Origin of the sequence: Flavobacterium sp. SH_e (assembly GCF_025717045.1) — a bacterium.
Lineage (GTDB): Bacteria > Bacteroidota > Bacteroidia > Flavobacteriales > Flavobacteriaceae > Flavobacterium.
On record NZ_JAOVZN010000002.1, the window covers coordinates 360,061 to 377,133 of the forward strand.

Consider the following 17,073-nt stretch of genomic DNA (forward strand, 5'->3'; position numbering starts at 1 on the left):
ATCTTAGCAAAAATGTTGCTTATGAGATTTTCCGTACTTACCCTTTTGATTTGTAATTTTATATTTGCTCAGACGCAATATCCTAAAGATTATTTTAGACCTCCGCTTGATATTCCAATGCAGCTTTCCGGTAATTTTGGAGAGTTAAGACCCAATCATTTTCACGCTGGTTTTGATTTAAAAACCAATCAAAGAGAAGGGTTAAGTGTGCATGCCATTGCTGATGGTTATGTTTCAAGAATTAAAATTTCGACTTTTGGAAATGGAAAATGTATTTACATCACGCATTCAAATGGCTATACTTCTGTTTATGGACATTTGCAGACTCCAGTTGGGGCAATTCTGGATTATGTAAAAGCGACGCACTATAAAGAAAAGGCATACGAAATCGAAATGTTTCCAAAACCTGGAGAACTTCCTGTTTCAAAAGGAGATATTATTGGTCTTTCAGGAAATACTGGTTCTTCGGAGGGGCCGCATCTTCATTTTGAAATTAGAGATACCAAAACAGAATTTGTTATAAACCCAATTTTCTTTGGCTTTGACCAAAATATAAAAGATACAAAAAAGCCAACTTTGTCTAGTTTATACGTTTATCCTTTAGATAATGCAACCGTAAATCAGTCCAAACAGCCATTGTTGTTAAGTATGGCGCTTCAAAAAGATGGAACTTATTTGGCTTCTAAAGTGAAAGCGAACGGAAAAATAGGTTTCGGAATCAATGCTATAGATACTGATGACGTTTCGTTTAATAAGAATGGTGTTTTTAATGTCACTACTTTTTTAAACGGAAATCCGAATTATAATTATCAGTTTAATACCTATTCTTTTGATGAAATGCGTTACATTAATGCTTTCATAGATTATCAGCGTTATAAAAAAACAGGACAGCGTGTACAGAAACTTTTTATGAAAACGCCTTTTGCTTTAAGTATTATCAAAACAGATTCTTTAAGAGGTATCATAAAAACAGAACCAAATCTGGCTTCTTCTTATAGAATTGAAGTTTCTGATTATTTCGGAAATCTAAATTCTGTGACCGTTCCAATTGAATTTGATGATGCAACTCCTTTTGTAGAAGCGGAACCAATCACTTCGAAATATTTTGTGAAATACAATAGAGATAACAATTTTGAGAAAGATAATATGTCTGTTTTCTTTCCAGCCGGAACTTTCTATGAAGATTTTAATATGAATTTTGATGTTAGAAATAACAAGATTTATATTCATGATGATACAGTTCCAGTGCATTCTAATTTTACAATTACGGTAAAAGATGATTCTTATCCTGAAAATTTACGTGATAAACTTTATATAGGAAAAGGCACTAGTTATAATGGAACGATTAGAAAAGATGATATTTTTACTGCTAAAGCAAAAATTTTAGGGCAGTATGGTTTGGTTTTAGATACAATTCCGCCTGTTATAAAAATTGCAAAACCGGTTGAAGGAAAATGGATTAGTGATCAAAAGAAAATCGATTTTACAATCAGCGATTCTTTGTCTGGTATAAAATCTTATAATGGATATTTAAACGGAACCTGGGTCTTGTTTGAATATGAAAATAAAGCGAGAAGAATTACTCACACTTTTGATCCGCAATATTTAGCTGAAGGCGAAAATGTATTGAAAATTGAGGTTGTTGATAATGTAGGAAATACTACTATCTTTGAAACTCGTTTTTTTAGAAGTCAACAAAAATAAAACCCAAAATCTTTGAAGTATAATAGGTTTATATTCGTTTTTCTTTTTTCGTTTTTTAGCTGTATTGTACTAGCTCAGAATGCTCGTATAAAAGGAGTGATTTTAGATGCAGATAAACATCCTGTTCCGAGTGTGAATATTTCTTCGCAAGGAACATCAGTGCAATCAGATTTGAATGGTTTTTATGAAATTGAAGTTCCATCAAACAAAAAAGTTTCGCTGATATTTACCCACGTTTCTTTAAAAATGATGAGTTTGACGGTTAGCTTGAAAACAAATGAAGTTTTTGTTTTTAATCCGATAATGAATAATTCACAGGAACAAATGGGAGAAGTTTTTGTTTCTTCGGGTAATCGAAAAAGAGTTCAAGGAATTGCAACGATTGATACAGAAACAATAAAGAAAATTCCAGGTGCCAATGCCGGAATTGAAAATGTTTTGAAAACACTTCCAGGGGTAAATTCAAATAACGAACTGAGCACACAATATATGGTTCGTGGCGGAAACTATGACGAAAACCTAGTTTATGTAAATGAAGTAGAAGTGTATCGTCCGTTTTTGATTCGTTCGGGACAGCAAGAAGGTTTGAGTTTTACCAATACAGATTTAGTTCAAAACGTTGAATTTTCTGCAGGTGGATTTCAAGCGAAGTTTGGAGATAAATTATCTTCTGTTTTGGATATTACTTATAGAAAACCAACTCATTTTGGCGCTGCTTTTGAAGCAAGTTTTTTAGGAGGAAGCGCTGCGGTCGATTTGGTTTCGAAAAACAAAAAATGGTCTGCAGTAACTGGAGTGCGTTATAGAAACAATAGCCTTTTGGTAAATAGCCAAGATACTCAAACGAATTACAAACCAACTTTTGCAGATGTTCAGACAAATATAAATTATGATATTTCTGAAAAATGGCAAATGAGCTTTTTAGGAAATATTTCTCAGAATAAATATTCCTATCAGCCTTTGGTTCGCCAAACTAATTTTGGGACTTTAGATCAGCCAATGGCACTTTCAGTTTATTATGACGGACGGGAAAAAGATCAATACGATACTTATTTCGGAGCTTTAAAAACCACTTATAAAGCTTCGCCGACACTGACTTTAAAATTAATTGGTTCTTTATTCCATACCACAGAAAAAGAGCATTTCGATATTTTGGCGCAATATCGTTTAGGAAATGTAAATTCTGAAGATTCAGGAGATGCCTCTTCAGTTGATTTTACTCGCGGAATTGGTTCTCAATTAAATCATGCAAGAAATGATTTGGATGCTTTAATTGCTAATATCGAATTGAAAGGTACTAAAGATTGGAAAGAAAGTCAGTTGGAATTTGGTTTAAAATATACAAGAGAATCTATCCGAGATCGAGTAGTGGAGTGGGAAGTAATCGATTCTGCAGGATTTTCAATAAATCCACCTTTAGTTATCTTGCCAGAAAATAATCAGCCATATACACCTTATACAGGTCCACTTTTACCTTATCAAAATATACGAGCAACAAACTTTAATACGATAAATAGATTCTCTGGTTATGCCCAATGGAACAAACAATCTGAAATTGGCTCAAGCCGAATTTGGTATCATTTGGGTGCTCGTTTTCAAGGTTGGAATGTTTCTGGAGCTTTAGAGGAAGGAAAAACACAATTTGTAGTAAGTCCGCGAGCACAATTTGCTATAAAACCAGCTTGGGATCGTGATATGGTTTTTAGGATTTCAGTAGGATTGTATCATCAGCCACCGTTTTATAGAGAATTACGAGATTTAGACGGCGTTGTAAATCCAAATGTGAAAGCGCAGGAAGCAATTCACGTCGTTTTAGGAAATGACTATAATTTCAAAATGTGGAATCGCCCTTTTAAATGGGTTACGGAACTTTATTATAAATCACTTTCAGATGTCAACGTGTATTCGATCGATAATGTTCGTATTCGCTACGTTGCCAATAATAATGCAAAAGCTTATGCACAAGGTTTGGATTTTAGATTGAATGGCGAATTTGTGCCTGGAACAGAATCTTGGGTAAGTTTTGGCTATTTGAAAACCGAGGAAAATTACGAAGACAAAGGTTATATTGCACGTCCAACAGATCAGCGTTTGAAATTTGCTATATTGTTTCAAGATTATATGCCGAACATTCCAAGTGTGAAAGTATATTTGAATTTAGTCTACAATACAGGTTTGCCAGGTGGTGCGCCAGCTTACTCAGATCCATACTTATACCAAAACAGATTGAACGATTATAGAAGAGCAGATATTGGTTTTGCAAAAGTTTTTGTAGACGGCAGTACACAAAATACAAAAACGGGTTGGCTGAAAAAATTTAAAGAACTATCGTTAGGTCTAGAAATCTTTAATCTTTTCAATAATCAAAATGCGATTACTAATACTTGGGTTCGTGATGTGTATTCTAAAAATCAATATGCGATTCCAAATTATATGACTTCGAGAGTTTTTAACGTTAAGATAAATGCGAGGTTATAATTTGCTTCGTTATGAAACTAGTAAAATTCAATAAAAACAAAAATTACAATCAAAAATAGTATATTTGGTAATCGTATATAACCATTGTAGATGAAAAAGTATTTTAAATATATCGCCCTAATACTTGTCGGAACAGTAATTAGCTGCCGAGAAGAAGTTCAAAAACCAAAAGTAAGCTACGGTGCTTCAAATAAAGTAAGTATTACTAAAACAGATACGACTCAAATTGAAATCGCCGATTTGCCAATTCAGCTTGAAGGGACTAATTATTTAATTCATCCAGTTGGCGATTTAAGAGTTTATGAAAGGGGTTCTAAGGCTAGATTTGGTTCTTCGAGCGTGAATGATGTAAGTTTTACGATTTCTAATTTAGGAGAATATGAAATTACAGGATATCTTCAGAATTTAAAATTTCAAAAAGTAGATTCAGATTCTATTCGTCCTTTGTCAGATAAACCAATTTTGATTTTAACAGCAACTTATTTAAAACCTGTTGCAGATAAAACTCATAATAATGTTATGGTTTACACACTGACAGATTCTGATACCAACAAAGATGGTAAAATAGATACAAGTGATATTAAAACTTTGTATTTAAGCGATATCAGCGGAGAAAACTTCACAAAAGTCTCAGCTGATTTAGAAGAATTGGTAGATTGGAGTTTAATTGAATCAAAAAACCGTCTTTATTTTAGAACAATTGAAGATACTAACCAAAATGGTCAGTTTGATAAAAGCGATGTTTTGCACTATAATTATATAGATTTGGCTTCTAAAAAATGGGAAGTGAAGAGTTATAAACCTATTTGAGTTTCTAAGACACTAAGGTTTTGAGAGGCTAAGATTCTAAGTTTTTTTTAGCTTTTGATAATAAGTCTTCTCGAGTATCATATTATAAAAGCCCTGCTGAAATATAATTTTCAGCAGGGCTTATTTTTTATGTACAAAGATTAAAAAAACTTAGCTCCTTAGAGGCTCAGAACCTTAGCACATTTAAATCAATATATCACTTTCTAAATCTGATTTTTCGATTTCGAAGCCAAAATCCAAACGCTCAACCAGTTCGATTACGAGTTTTTTATACCAGTTTTCAGATTTTGGATGAATATATATTTTTTCAATCAATTGATTGATATCTACATTGATTTTTAGTCCGTCATTTAGTTTTATGTCACTTTTTGAAGTGTCGGTAATAATGCGGACTTCGCGTTCGTATTGAAAGCTTTTTCGTTTAAATAAAAAGGGAAAAAACAAATCATCAAACGGAATATATTCTTTTTTGTAGTCGATGTAATTTACTTCGCCAATATATTGGTCAAAATTATTTTCTGGTTTTAATGCTTTCTGCAATCTTCCAATAGTTGATTGAATTGCTAAGCCTTCGCTATTTTGAGTGAAAATCTGCCACATCGCAAAAGATTCATATTCATTAATATGCCAGCTGCTTATCGCAACCTGCTCGCGATGTGTTTTGTAGTAATTCAAAAAGTCCGGATTGTCAATGGCTAGCTTTTTAATTTCTTCAAAAGTAGGTTCGCTGAAAGTGCCTTCGTATTGATCTTCAAACTTGTCTGAACGCGACATGAATAATTTCTTCGAAAGCAGTAAATCCAAAAATTTTGATAAATCCAGATATTTCCATACAACGGTATCAGGGTCGTCAGGAAGTGTGATGTTTGGGTTGTTAAGATACATTTTTGTGAGGTTAAATGATTTATTCTTTAACTAACCTAAAGTTATAAAAATAAACACAGATTAAAGAAATTAAACTGAGTTTTAATATTTCCTTAATCTGTGTAAATTAATTTGGATGGATGCGCTTCTTAAGATTCGAAAGACTGCATCGTTACCAGTTTATTGTAAGTTCCGTTGAGTGCGATTAATTCTTCGTGCGTTCCTTGTTCAACTATTTTTCCTTTTTGCATTACAACAATCACGTCTGCTTTTTGAATAGTAGAAAGACGGTGTGCAATTACGATTGAAGTTCTGTTTTGCATCATGTTTTCAAGAGCAATCTGAACAAATTTTTCACTTTCTGTATCTAATGCTGAAGTTGCTTCGTCTAAAATCATAATCGGTGGATTTTTCAATACGGCACGAGCGATTGATAAACGTTGTTTTTGACCTCCAGAAAGTTTGTTTCCGCTGTCTCCAATATTAGTATAGATTCCTTGCGGAAGATCTTTTACAAACTCATAAGCATTAGCAATTTTAAGGGCTTCGATAATTTCGTCATCAGTAGCGTCTAATTTTCCTAAAGCGATGTTTGCTTTAATCGTGTCATTAAATAAAATACTGTCTTGTGTTACCAATCCCATCAAACTACGAAGCGATTGTAAATTCATGTCTTTAATATTGATTCCGTCAATCGAAATAGAACCGTCATTAACATCATAAAAACGAGTCAATAAATTGGCTATAGTACTTTTTCCGCTTCCAGATTGTCCAACAAGTGCAACAGTTTGTCCTTTTTTAATTTGAAGAGAAAAGTCTTTAAGGACAGTTTCTTCTTCGTATTTAAAGTTCACATTTTGAACGCTGATATTGTTGTCAAAAGTTGTTTTCTCAATTGCATTTTCTTTAGAAACAATAGTGTTTTCTTGTTCTAAGATTTCGAGAACACGTTCTGCGGCGGCATTTCCTCTTTTTACTCCATAAGAAGCTTTAGAAATGGCTTTTGCAGGAGTCAGAATGTTGTATGCTAATCCCATGTAAGCAATAAATGCTGCACCTTGTAAAGTTTTATCAATCAAAACCATTTGACCTCCATACCAAAGCAAAATAGCGATTACAGTAATTCCCATAAATTCGCTGGCAGGGGAAGCCAAGTTTTGACGGTTTCCAATACTATTTGATAGAGTAAAAAAACGTTCTGTAGAGTTTCTAAAAACAGTATTGAAATAGTTTTCAGAATTGTAACCTTTCACAACTTTTAATCCGCCAATTGTTTCTTCAATTGTAGATAGAAATCTTCCTTGCTCTTCTTGAGCTTTGGTTGATTGTTTTTTAAGCTGTTTTCCAATCAATGAAATGATATATCCAGAAACTGGAATAAAAATGAAAACAAATAAAGTCAGCTTAGCGCTGATGATAAGCATAGTGGTTATCGTAAAAATAATCGTTAACGGCTCTTTTACAATAAGCTCTAAAATAGCTAAAAATGAGTTTTGGACCTCATTTACGTCAGCAGAAATTCTAGAAATTACGTCTCCTTTTCTTTTTTCAGAATAAAAAGCCAAAGGAAGCTCTAGCGTTTTTTTATACAAGGCATTTCGCATATCTTTTAAAACACCATTTCTCAAGAAATTGATAAAAAACATTGCTAAATAATCGGCTAAGTTTTTTAGTAAGAAAATAGAAATGATGATGGCTACCATTACAGATAAAACGTAACCTGGTTCATGGTTTTGCTGCGCAGTTGTAATATAATAGGCTAAATAGTCTTCGGCATATTCTTTAATTTTAAAAATACCTTGATAAACTGGCTCTATTTCGACTTTTTTTCCTTTTTCAAATAATACCTGAAGCATTGGAATTAAAGCAACAAACGAAAGTGTGCTGAAAAGCGCATACAAAATATTGAAAAAGATATTTAGGAATGCGTATTTTTTATACGGGTATATAAAAGGAACTATTTTTTTGAAATTACTCATTTATTTTTTTGATATTATTTTCTTTTAATGCGATAGCGTTTCTCAGTATTGAAATTATTTGAGCACGCAATTTTTACTGCACAAAATTAATCCAATTGAGGTGTTTTCAATTTCTTTTTAGTTTTTTTTATAAAAAAAACTCTGATTTACTTTCAAGATTGTAAATCAGAGTTCAAAGATATCGAACTTGCTAATTTTGCGTACAATCTGCAAAATTGCATATATTCAGATTTTAATTCAATTGCATGTCTGCAATGATGTTTTGTATTTTTTTATCTAAGAATTTTTCTGCTTCATCAAAATCTGAAACCGATTCGATTTCAGCATTTACGCTGATATAGAATTTAATTTTTGGCTCAGTTCCACTTGGTCTTGCACAAATTTTAGAACCATCTTCTGTATAATAAATTAATACATTAGATTTCGGCATATCCATTATTGATTCTTCGTTTGTCAATAAATTCAAAGCTGTAGATGATTGATAATCTTCGACCATAATCACTCTTTGTCCGTTGATTTCTTTCAGAGGATTTTCACGTAAGTTAACCATCATCTGATTGATTTCTTCTAAACCTTCCATTCCTTTTTTAGTTAAAGAAACTAAGAATTCTTTATAGAAACCGTTTTCAACATAAAGTTGTAAAAGCTCTTTGTAAACTGAACTACCTGTAGCTTTTGCCTGAGCAGCAACTTCGCATATTAATAAAGTAGCAGCAACTGCATCTTTATCTCTAACTGCGTCTCCAACCATAAATCCGAAACTTTCTTCACCACCACCAATAAATTGAAGTTCAGGAAAATCTTTGATCATTTTAGCAATCCATTTGAATCCTGTTAAACCAACTTTGCATTCAACGCCATAGCTAGTTGCCAATTCCATGATCATTGGAGTCGATACAATTGTAGAACCTACGAATTGTTTACCATTAAGTTTTCCTGCTTTTTTCCATTGTTTCAAAAGGAAAGAAGTCATTAGAACCATAGTTTGGTTTCCGTTAAGTAAAATCATTTTACCGTCGTTATCACGAACAGCAACACCTAAACGGTCGCAGTCAGGATCTGTTCCAACAACAATATCAGAATTTGTTTTGTCAGCTAAAGCTAAAGCCATTGTTAAAGCTTCTGGTTCTTCTGGATTTGGTGATTTTACAGTTGGGAAATCTCCATCAGGAACTGCTTGTTCTGGCACAATGTGAACGTTTTTATAACCAGCTTGCGCTAAAACGTCTGGAACAGATTTAATAGAAGTTCCGTGCAATGAAGTGAAAACAATATGAAGATTGTCTTTTGCTTCAGCAGGAGTATTGAAACTTGCGTTTTCGATTGATGATTTTATAAAAGCTTTATCAATTTCAGTGTCGATATACTGAATTAAACTTTCGTTTGCGTTGAATTTGATTTTGTCATAGCTTAAAGCTTCAATTACATTGACAATTTCTTTGTCTTGCGGAGGAACAATTTGTCCGCCATCTTGCCAATATACTTTGTAGCCATTATATTCTGGCGGATTATGAGAAGCTGTTAAAACAATTCCGCATTGACATTTTAAATATTTAAGAGCAAAAGATAATTCTGGTGTTGGTCTTAAATCAGAAAACAAATAAACTTGAATACCATTTGCAGAGAAAACATCAGCTACCACTTTTGCTAAAGTGTTACTGTTATGACGGCAATCGTAAGCAATAACTACTTTTAAAGGTTCATTTGGAAAAACTTCATGCAGATAATCAGATAATCCTTGAGTGTTTTTTCCAAGTGTGTATTTGTTAATTCGGTTGTTTCCAACTCCCATAACACCTCTCATACCTCCAGTACCAAATTCTAAGTTTTTGTAGAAACTTTCTTCAAGTTCTTTTGGAGAAGTTGTCATTAATTCTTTAACTGCAGCCTGCGTTTCTTGATCGAAAGTTGGTGTCAGCCATTCGTTTACAGCGCTTAAAATATTAGGTGCTATGTTCATGTGTACTATTTTTTATGTTTTAATAAAGATAGTTTTTCAGTAAAAGTTAATTTGACTCAAAAAGATTTTTTTTTCCTGATTGGTGTCAAAAATTTACTTCGCGTGCTACTTTATATCGTTCTTCATTGTTTTTGGTTCTTAAAATAATTTCTCCTAAAAATCCAGCCAAGAAAAGCTGAGTTCCTAAGATCATTGTTGTTAGTGCAATATAAAACCAAGGGTTATTGGTGACCAAACTATATTTCATACCATTATACATATGATACAGTTTTGACACCCCAATATATCCAGCCGATAAAAAACCGATGATAAACATTATTGAACCAATAAAACCAAATAAGTGCATCGGTCTTTTTCCAAATCTTGATAAAAACCAAATGGTAATTAAATCCAGAAAACCGTTTATAAAACGCTCCATTCCGAATTTAGTTTCACCATATTTTCTAGCTTGGTGAATGACTACTTTTTCGCCAATTTTTCCAAATCCAGCATTTTTCGCCAAAACAGGAATATATCGGTGCATTTCACCAGAAACTTCGATGTTTTTAACTACGACATTTTTGTAAGCTTTTAATCCGCAGTTAAAATCATTTAATTCAACGCCCGAAGTTTTTCTAGCCGCCCAGTTAAATAATTTTGAAGGAAGATTTTTAGCTACAACAGAATCGTAACGTTTCTTTTTCCAGCCAGAAACCAAATCATATTTTTGAGCTGTAATCATTTCATACAATTCAGGGATTTCATCTGGGCTGTCTTGTAAATCAGCATCCATTGTGATAATAACATCACCTTTTGCTTTTGCAAAACCAGCATGCAAAGCCTGAGATTTACCAAAGTTTTTCATGAAACGAATGCCTTTTACATTCGGATTTTCATTAGAAAAACCTTCAATAATTTGCCAAGAACTATCTGTACTACCATCATCTACAAAAATGATTTCATAAGAGTAATTATTAGATTGCATCACTTTAATGATCCAAGCATAGAGTTCTTTAAGTGATTCCTCCTCGTTTAGAAGCGGTATAAGTATAGATAAATTCATTTATAGTTTTATTCTTGTGTAGATTTGCTTTTGAAAAATGCTGCGAAAATTAATCCAAAAATGGCACTAATTACGATTGCAAAAATAGATCCTTTTAATAATTCGAATGTAGAATAAGGACTGCTTTCTTTCATCTTAGCAACAGCTTCATTAATTGCTGAGGCTGGTGTGCCAAATTTCTGCATCATACCAACAGTATATTTGATCATAATTTCGTTCAAAGTCTCCTTTGCGCCTGGATCAATTACATTAAAAAGTACAATGTTAAAAGTTGTAGATATTAAAATACCAATTACTGCAGCTATAAAATAAGTAGTAAAAGCATCTTTAAAAGGAAAAACGCCATTTAATTCTTTCTTGGTTTTAGAAAGTAAAATGATGCTAATTGTAATACTTATTACAATTCCTAGTATTCCCATCCACCAAGCTGTAAATAAGTTTAAATCAATAGCATAGATTGTAGCGGTAACCAAAGCAGATGCAATTCCGATCATTACACCGTATGTAACTCCATTCTTTTTTATAACTTCATTAATCATATTTCTATATGTTTAAAATTAATCCACAAATATAGTAATTCCCACTATAATCGGATATAAAAAAAGCTTTTCGAAATAAACTAAAAAAAAGTGAGCTAAGTATTTGTTTATTAAAAAAGAATTGTAAATTTGCACACTCAAAAATAATTAAATTTTTAAACAAAAAAAGAGTAGAGTTGTTTACACCTTTTTCTAACCATGAGAAAGCTTCAAAATAAAAATGCTCTAAAAACAATAAATAAAAGAAAAGATGAAAAAAGGAATTCACCCAGAAAATTACAGATTAGTTGCATTTAAAGACATGTCTAATGATGACGTTTTTATCACTAAATCTACTGCAGATACAAAAGAAACAATTGAAGTTGACGGAGTTGAGTATCCAGTTGTAAAAATGGAGATTTCTAGAACATCTCACCCTTTTTATACTGGTAAATCTAAACTTATCGATACTGCAGGACGTATTGATAAATTCAAAACTAAATATGCAAAACACGCTAAAAAATAATAGCTGTTTTTCTTTAAGTACAAAAGCCTTCCGCTCTGGGAGGCTTTTTTTATGCGTTAAATTATGCTTATCATTAAAATGGCATTTTATGAAACCAGATAAATATTTGTAACTTTGGGGCAGGTAACCAAACTAATTTTTAATAAACTCAATTATTTATGAACTACATTCTTTTCGACGGCCCCGTTCGGAATGCTTTATTACCTTTTACTTTTACGAGACCAGTTGCAGATATTCTAGTTGGAATTATGACGATTCGCCAGAAATGGGAAAAATATCTTGGATCTACAATTACCACTATTACAGAGGAATATTTGTCTGAAAAATTCCCAATGGTTGAAATGGAAGAAAACGTAATGATCAATGCAGCATATTTGCCAAATGATACTCTTGCTGAGATGGTTTCTAATTTAACAGAAAATCAGGCGATTTTTAAAGGTGAAGATGTAATCGCATTTTTTACAAATGAAAACCAAGAAGAAGTCGATTTTGATTCTTACGAAATTATTCCATACAATGAAGATTGTATAACTATTGAGCATACTTGGGATATTTTCTCTAAAAATGATGCAGCAATTCGCCAAGATTTTAAATATCTGACGGAAGACCGCACGTCGCAGCCTATTCCTAAAAGCGTAAATGTAATTTCGCCAGAAAATATTTTTATCGAAGAAGGGGCAAAATTAGAGTTTGTAACTCTAAATGCTTCAACAGGTCCTATATATATAGGTAAGAATACTGAAATTATGGAAGGAACTGTAATTCGCGGACCATTTGCTTTATGCGAAAATGCTATGGTGAAAATGTCTGCCAAAGTTTATGGTGCAACAACAGTTGGGCCAGGATCTAGAATAGGAGGCGAGGTTAAAAACTCAGTTCTTTTTGCTAATTCAAACAAAGGTCATGAAGGATTTTTGGGTGATTCTGTTTTAGGAGAATGGTGTAATATTGGAGCAGATTCAAACAATTCTAATCTGAAAAACAATTACGAAGAGGTGAAATTATGGAGCTACGAAACGGAGGGTTTTGCAAAAACAGGACTTCAGTTTTGTGGTTTAATGATGGGAGACCACAGTAAATGCGGAATCAATACAATGTTTAATACAGGAACAGTTGTTGGTGTAAGTGCAAATATTTTTGGAAGCGGATTTCCTCGCAACTTTGTTCCTAGTTTTTCTTGGGGCGGCGCGGCTGGATTTACAACTTATGTAACTAAAAAAGCGTTTGAAACTGCAAGATTAGTGATGAGCCGAAGAAATATAGAGTTCGACGCAACTGAAGCTGCAATTATGGAACACATTTTTGAAGAAACTAAAAAATGGAGAAAGGACTAATTAGATAATTAGTCAATTTGAAAATTAGATAATTTTTTGCAAACCCGACAGGTTCTAAAAACCTGTCGGGTTTGTTATTTTAAGGTTTTAGAGAATTTTCTAATTGACACATTTTCTAATTCAACTTATTTGTCAATCTTGATAAAATCTCCTTTCATATTGAATTTTAATTCTAAACCATTGGTTAGTTTTGTTTCATAACCAGAAGATTCAATTTCTATTTTGGTTACGTCTTCTTTAGGAAAATTTTCTTTTATATAAGAAGCAATTTTTTTTGGAACAATAGATTTTGGGACTTTGCCAGTTTTGGCGTCCACTTCTTTCCAATTTCCTTTTTTGTCAAATTCAATTTCGATTTTATTATCAAACTGAACTTTGTATTCTGTAGAAAGAATTTCTTTGTCTTCTAAGATATAGCTCGGTTTTTTAGATCCAAAATGAGTTTTTAAGAATGTTTGTGCGTTTGCTGGAAGCGCTTCTTTTTTTATTACAGTTTTTTGAGCATTCACAGAAAGTCCAAATAGTAATCCTGCGATTAAGTAAACGGTTAGTTTTAATTTCGCTTTCATATTTTGCTGATTTTTAAATTCTTATACAATATAAGATTAAAATTTTGAAATTGAATAAAATCTGTCAGGTTTCATTTTCTGCGGGTTTGAATAATTATCTAATTGTCACATTTTCAAATTAACAGATTCTCAAAATTATCTAATTATCAAATTGGCACATTATCTAATTAAATCTATCTTTGCAGCACGAAAAAAAAATGGGTAGTCAAATAAACGATTAACCGATTAAACAAATTAACAAAGACAAATGATTACAGTTAACGATATTTCGGTTCAGTTTGGTGGAACTACACTTTTTAGCGATGTTTCTTTTGCTATTAATGAAAATGATAAAATTGCCCTTATGGGTAAAAATGGTGCGGGAAAATCGACACTTTTAAAAATAATTGCTGGTGTAAACAAACCTTCAACTGGAAGTATTTCTGCTCCAAAAGAAGCTGTAATCGCTTATTTGCCACAGCATTTACTTACTGAAGATGGTGCGACGGTTATGGAAGAAGCATCAAAAGCGTTCAGTGAGATTTTTACAATGAAAGCTGAAATCGACGAAATCAATGAGCAATTGACAGTTCGTACAGATTATGAAAGTGACGAATACATGAAATTGATCGAAAGAGTATCTGACTTAAGTGAGAAATTTTATGCGATCGAAGAAGTAAATTACGAAGCTGAAGTTGAGAAAATATTAGTTGGTTTAGGTTTTGAACGTGAAGATTTTGGACGCCAGACTTCTGAATTTTCAGGAGGATGGAGAATGCGTATCGAATTGGCTAAAATTCTTTTAAGAAAGCCAGATTTGATTTTGCTTGATGAGCCTACCAACCACATGGATATCGAAAGTATTCAATGGTTAGAAGAGTTCTTATTGAATCAGGCTAAAGCTGTTGTGGTAATCTCGCACGATAGAGCGTTTGTAGATAACATTACAAACAGAACTATCGAAGTTACGATGGGAAGAATTTACGATTATAAAGCAAAATATTCTCATTACTTAGAATTAAGAAAAGATCGTAGAATTCATCAGCAAAAAGCATACGATGAGCAGCAAAAAATGATTGCAGAAAATCGTGCTTTTATTGAGCGTTTCAAAGGAACGTTTTCTAAAACAGATGCGGTTCAGTCTCGTGTGAAAATGTTAGAAAAATTAGAGATTGTTCAGGTTGATGAAGTAGATACTTCGGCATTGCGACTAAAATTTCCACCTGCGGCACGTTCTGGTCAATATCCTGTTATTGTAAAAGAAATGTCTAAAGCGTACGGAGATCATGTTGTATTTAAAGATGCAAATATTGTAATTGAGCGTGGACAGAAAGTGGCTTTTGTTGGGAAAAATGGTGAAGGAAAATCGACAATGATTAAAGCGATTATGAAAGAAATCGGCGTTGATTCTGGAAGTGTAGAAATTGGTCATAATGCTCAGATTGGATATTTTGCTCAAAATCAAGCTGCTTTATTAGATGAAAATGCTACAATTTTTGAAACTATTGATAGTATTGCGGTTGGAGACATTAGAACTCAAATCAAAAATATCTTAGGAGCATTCATGTTCCAAGGGGATGATATTACGAAGAAAGTAAAAGTGCTTTCAGGAGGAGAGAAAACACGTTTGGCAATGATCAAATTATTGTTGGAGCCAGTTAACTTATTAATTCTGGATGAGCCTTCGAATCACTTGGATATGAAAACTAAAGATATTATTAAAGATGCTCTTCGTGATTTTGACGGAACTTTAATTCTAGTTTCTCACGACCGTGATTTTCTTGATGGTTTAGCAACTAAAGTTTTTGAATTCGGAAATAAAAGAGTAAAAGAACATTTTGAAGATGTGGCAGGTTTCTTGGCACATAAGAAAATGGATTCTATGAGAGAGATAGAGAAATAATATTTCAATTATAAATTAAAAAAAAGGCATAAGTTCAATCTTGTGCCTTTTTTTTTATAATATTTTGTTTTGATAACACTATTTTAATGCAATTTTTTTTACAGAAAGAATCTTTTTTTGTTATTTTAGTATTCCCATTTCGCGTTGACTCTAAGCAGTTAGTTATTTGATCTCAAAAAGTAAAAAACTGATTTTTAAATCAGTACAAAAAATAGTGTTTTATTTATTTGAAGTCTATGAGAAAAAGTCTACTATTTACAATCGTATTTCTGTTTTTTATAAGTCCAATTTTTTTATATGCACAAGGAGATGTAAATCAGGGTGCTGATACAATAAAAAAAGAGGAAAAATATCCGCAGTTTCAATTAAAAGGACTTCTTCAGGCAAGATATCTGGAAAGTTTTGGAGATAATGTAGATGTTTTGGGAATGCATCATTCCACAGGAGACGTAACGCAGAGTTCTTTCGATATAAAAAGAATGCGTGTTGGTTTAAATACGAAATTGAGTGAAACTACAGAAATTGTGATTTTAGTCAATTTGGCAGATTTTAAGTCAGATACAAAAGGTAAAGTTCTTGAAAATGCCTACGGAAAATATACTTTCAATAAATATATTGCATTAACAGGAGGACAATTCCGACCAGCTTTTGGTATTGAAGAGCTTGTTCCGGTTGACATTATTAAGTCATTTGATTTTTCGAATCAATATTATGAATTCGGAAAAAATGGATGGACGAGTTTTCAAATTGGAGCGTCGGCAACTGGGGCTTTTGATGTTGGCAAAATTCCAGTGAATTATGCTGTTTCGGTTTTAAATGGAAATGGAAAAAACCAAGAAATGGATAAAGACAACGGAAAGCAATTTTCTTCAAGATGGGTTTTAGGATTATCAAAAGCGCATAAAATTAATCTTGGTTTAAATGCTGGTTTCGGAAAGGTTTTTAAAGAAGATGTTTTTGCTATTGGAGCAGATATAACCAGTGATTTTAAAGTAACAGATAAACTTAGTTTTGATTTACAGATAGAATACAAACAAGGAACAAACCATAATTTATATTATTCTTTGCCAGTTGACAGCCGAACAGCTAATGTTGCCGATTATGTAATGCGAGGCATTTATTTTCTGCCCAATTTTAGATATGTGGTAAATTACAATAAACTTACAGCTCTAGAATTCTCTTGCCGTTATGAAACTTTTGATCCAAGTTTCAAGGTTGATTCAAATGTGCGCACGACTTACACGCCAATGGTCAGTTTAGAATTCGGAAAATCTTATACAGGTCGTATTGAATTGGGATTTGAAATTGATCGTTTTGATAGAAGCATCCCAGATACAACAACCTATAATGATAATTTATTTTTAATTCAGTTACAGCTCAGAATTTAATTCACTTAATTTTTGTTTT

The 17,073-nt window shown here is 32.5% G+C and carries 13 protein-coding genes; 7 read left to right on the plus strand and 6 right to left on the minus strand.

Features of this window, described 5'->3' with window-relative positions; genetic code table 11:
- Positions 1-21 precede the first annotated feature (21 nt).
- The 3 genes from OD917_RS04640 to OD917_RS04650 all read left to right on the plus strand — a co-directional run bounded on the left by OD917_RS04640 (position 22) and on the right by OD917_RS04650 (position 4,992).
- Positions 22-1,704: a M23 family metallopeptidase gene (locus OD917_RS04640; RefSeq protein WP_263522379.1), complete on the plus strand. Its 1,683-nt coding sequence runs from the start codon at positions 22-24 to the stop codon at positions 1,702-1,704.
- A 12-nt stretch (positions 1,705-1,716) separates the two neighbouring features.
- Entirely contained in the window at positions 1,717-4,182 is a 2,466-nt protein-coding gene (locus OD917_RS04645; RefSeq protein ID WP_263522380.1) for a TonB-dependent receptor, read from the plus strand.
- A 90-nt stretch (positions 4,183-4,272) separates the two neighbouring features.
- Positions 4,273-4,992: a hypothetical protein gene (locus OD917_RS04650; protein WP_111285852.1), complete on the plus strand. Its 720-nt coding sequence runs from the start codon at positions 4,273-4,275 to the stop codon at positions 4,990-4,992.
- Positions 4,993-5,175: 183 nt separating this feature from the next.
- On the opposite strand, the gene OD917_RS04655 is transcribed toward OD917_RS04650, so the two are convergent.
- The 5 genes from OD917_RS04655 to OD917_RS04675 all read right to left on the minus strand — a co-directional run bounded on the left by OD917_RS04655 (position 5,176) and on the right by OD917_RS04675 (position 11,376).
- On the minus strand, positions 5,176-5,877 hold the full coding sequence (locus OD917_RS04655) for a DUF2971 domain-containing protein (protein WP_263522381.1): 702 nt from the start codon (positions 5,875-5,877) through the stop codon (positions 5,176-5,178).
- Between the two features lie 128 nt (positions 5,878-6,005).
- Positions 6,006-7,835, minus strand: coding sequence for an ABC transporter ATP-binding protein (locus OD917_RS04660; protein WP_263522382.1), 1,830 nt, complete (start codon positions 7,833-7,835; stop codon positions 6,006-6,008).
- Between the two features lie 232 nt (positions 7,836-8,067).
- The gene (locus OD917_RS04665; RefSeq protein ID WP_263522383.1) at positions 8,068-9,795 is read right to left on the minus strand and encodes a phospho-sugar mutase; all 1,728 of its coding nucleotides are present in this window, start codon (positions 9,793-9,795) and stop codon (positions 8,068-8,070) included.
- A gap of 85 nt (positions 9,796-9,880) precedes the next feature.
- Positions 9,881-10,837, minus strand: a complete 957-nt coding sequence (locus OD917_RS04670; RefSeq protein ID WP_263522384.1) for a glycosyltransferase family 2 protein — start codon at positions 10,835-10,837, stop codon at positions 9,881-9,883.
- A gap of 8 nt (positions 10,838-10,845) precedes the next feature.
- Positions 10,846-11,376 carry a DUF4199 domain-containing protein gene (locus OD917_RS04675; protein WP_263522385.1) on the minus strand — a complete coding sequence of 177 codons (531 nt, stop codon included), beginning with the start codon at positions 11,374-11,376 and terminating at the stop codon, positions 10,846-10,848.
- 250 nt (positions 11,377-11,626) lie between these two features.
- Between OD917_RS04675 and OD917_RS04680 the strand changes: the two genes are divergently transcribed.
- Together OD917_RS04680 and OD917_RS04685 are read left to right on the plus strand one after the other, a co-directional pair.
- A complete protein-coding gene (locus OD917_RS04680) occupies positions 11,627-11,881 on the plus strand; it encodes a type B 50S ribosomal protein L31 (protein WP_011921626.1) in 255 nt (84 codons plus the stop codon).
- A 158-nt stretch (positions 11,882-12,039) separates the two neighbouring features.
- The gene (locus OD917_RS04685; protein WP_263522386.1) at positions 12,040-13,215 is read left to right on the plus strand and encodes a GlmU family protein; all 1,176 of its coding nucleotides are present in this window, start codon (positions 12,040-12,042) and stop codon (positions 13,213-13,215) included.
- 125 nt (positions 13,216-13,340) lie between these two features.
- Here OD917_RS04685 and OD917_RS04690 read toward each other — a convergent pair whose 3' ends face one another.
- Positions 13,341-13,784 (minus strand): PepSY-like domain-containing protein, encoded by a 444-nt coding sequence (locus OD917_RS04690; protein ID WP_263522387.1) that lies wholly within the window; start codon positions 13,782-13,784, stop codon positions 13,341-13,343.
- Positions 13,785-14,031: 247 nt separating this feature from the next.
- On the opposite strand from OD917_RS04690, the gene OD917_RS04695 reads away from it, so the two are divergent.
- Both OD917_RS04695 and OD917_RS04700 read left to right on the plus strand, forming a co-directional pair.
- Positions 14,032-15,666, plus strand: coding sequence for an ABC-F family ATP-binding cassette domain-containing protein (locus OD917_RS04695; RefSeq protein ID WP_263522388.1), 1,635 nt, complete (start codon positions 14,032-14,034; stop codon positions 15,664-15,666).
- Between the two features lie 236 nt (positions 15,667-15,902).
- Entirely contained in the window at positions 15,903-17,054 is a 1,152-nt protein-coding gene (locus OD917_RS04700; RefSeq protein WP_111285872.1) for a porin, read from the plus strand.
- The last annotated feature ends 19 nt before the right edge of the window (positions 17,055-17,073 follow it).

Excerpts from the sequence above, each read along its gene's own strand:
- OD917_RS04665 (WP_263522383.1), bottom strand. The coding sequence starts at position 9,795 with ATGAACATAGCACCTAATATTTTAAGCGCTGTAAACGAATGGCTGACA.
- OD917_RS04670 (WP_263522384.1), bottom strand. The coding sequence starts at position 10,837 with ATGAATTTATCTATACTTATACCGCTTCTAAACGAGGAGGAATCACTT.
- OD917_RS04655 (WP_263522381.1), bottom strand. The coding sequence starts at position 5,877 with ATGTATCTTAACAACCCAAACATCACACTTCCTGACGACCCTGATACC.
- OD917_RS04640 (WP_263522379.1), top strand. The coding sequence starts at position 22 with ATGAGATTTTCCGTACTTACCCTTTTGATTTGTAATTTTATATTTGCT.
- OD917_RS04675 (WP_263522385.1), bottom strand. The coding sequence starts at position 11,376 with ATGATTAATGAAGTTATAAAAAAGAATGGAGTTACATACGGTGTAATG.
- OD917_RS04695 (WP_263522388.1), top strand. The coding sequence starts at position 14,032 with ATGATTACAGTTAACGATATTTCGGTTCAGTTTGGTGGAACTACACTT.
- OD917_RS04690 (WP_263522387.1), bottom strand. The coding sequence starts at position 13,784 with ATGAAAGCGAAATTAAAACTAACCGTTTACTTAATCGCAGGATTACTA.
- OD917_RS04680 (WP_011921626.1), top strand. The coding sequence starts at position 11,627 with ATGAAAAAAGGAATTCACCCAGAAAATTACAGATTAGTTGCATTTAAA.
- OD917_RS04660 (WP_263522382.1), bottom strand. The coding sequence starts at position 7,835 with ATGAGTAATTTCAAAAAAATAGTTCCTTTTATATACCCGTATAAAAAA.
- OD917_RS04685 (WP_263522386.1), top strand. The coding sequence starts at position 12,040 with ATGAACTACATTCTTTTCGACGGCCCCGTTCGGAATGCTTTATTACCT.
- OD917_RS04700 (WP_111285872.1), top strand. The coding sequence starts at position 15,903 with ATGAGAAAAAGTCTACTATTTACAATCGTATTTCTGTTTTTTATAAGT.
- OD917_RS04650 (WP_111285852.1), top strand. The coding sequence starts at position 4,273 with ATGAAAAAGTATTTTAAATATATCGCCCTAATACTTGTCGGAACAGTA.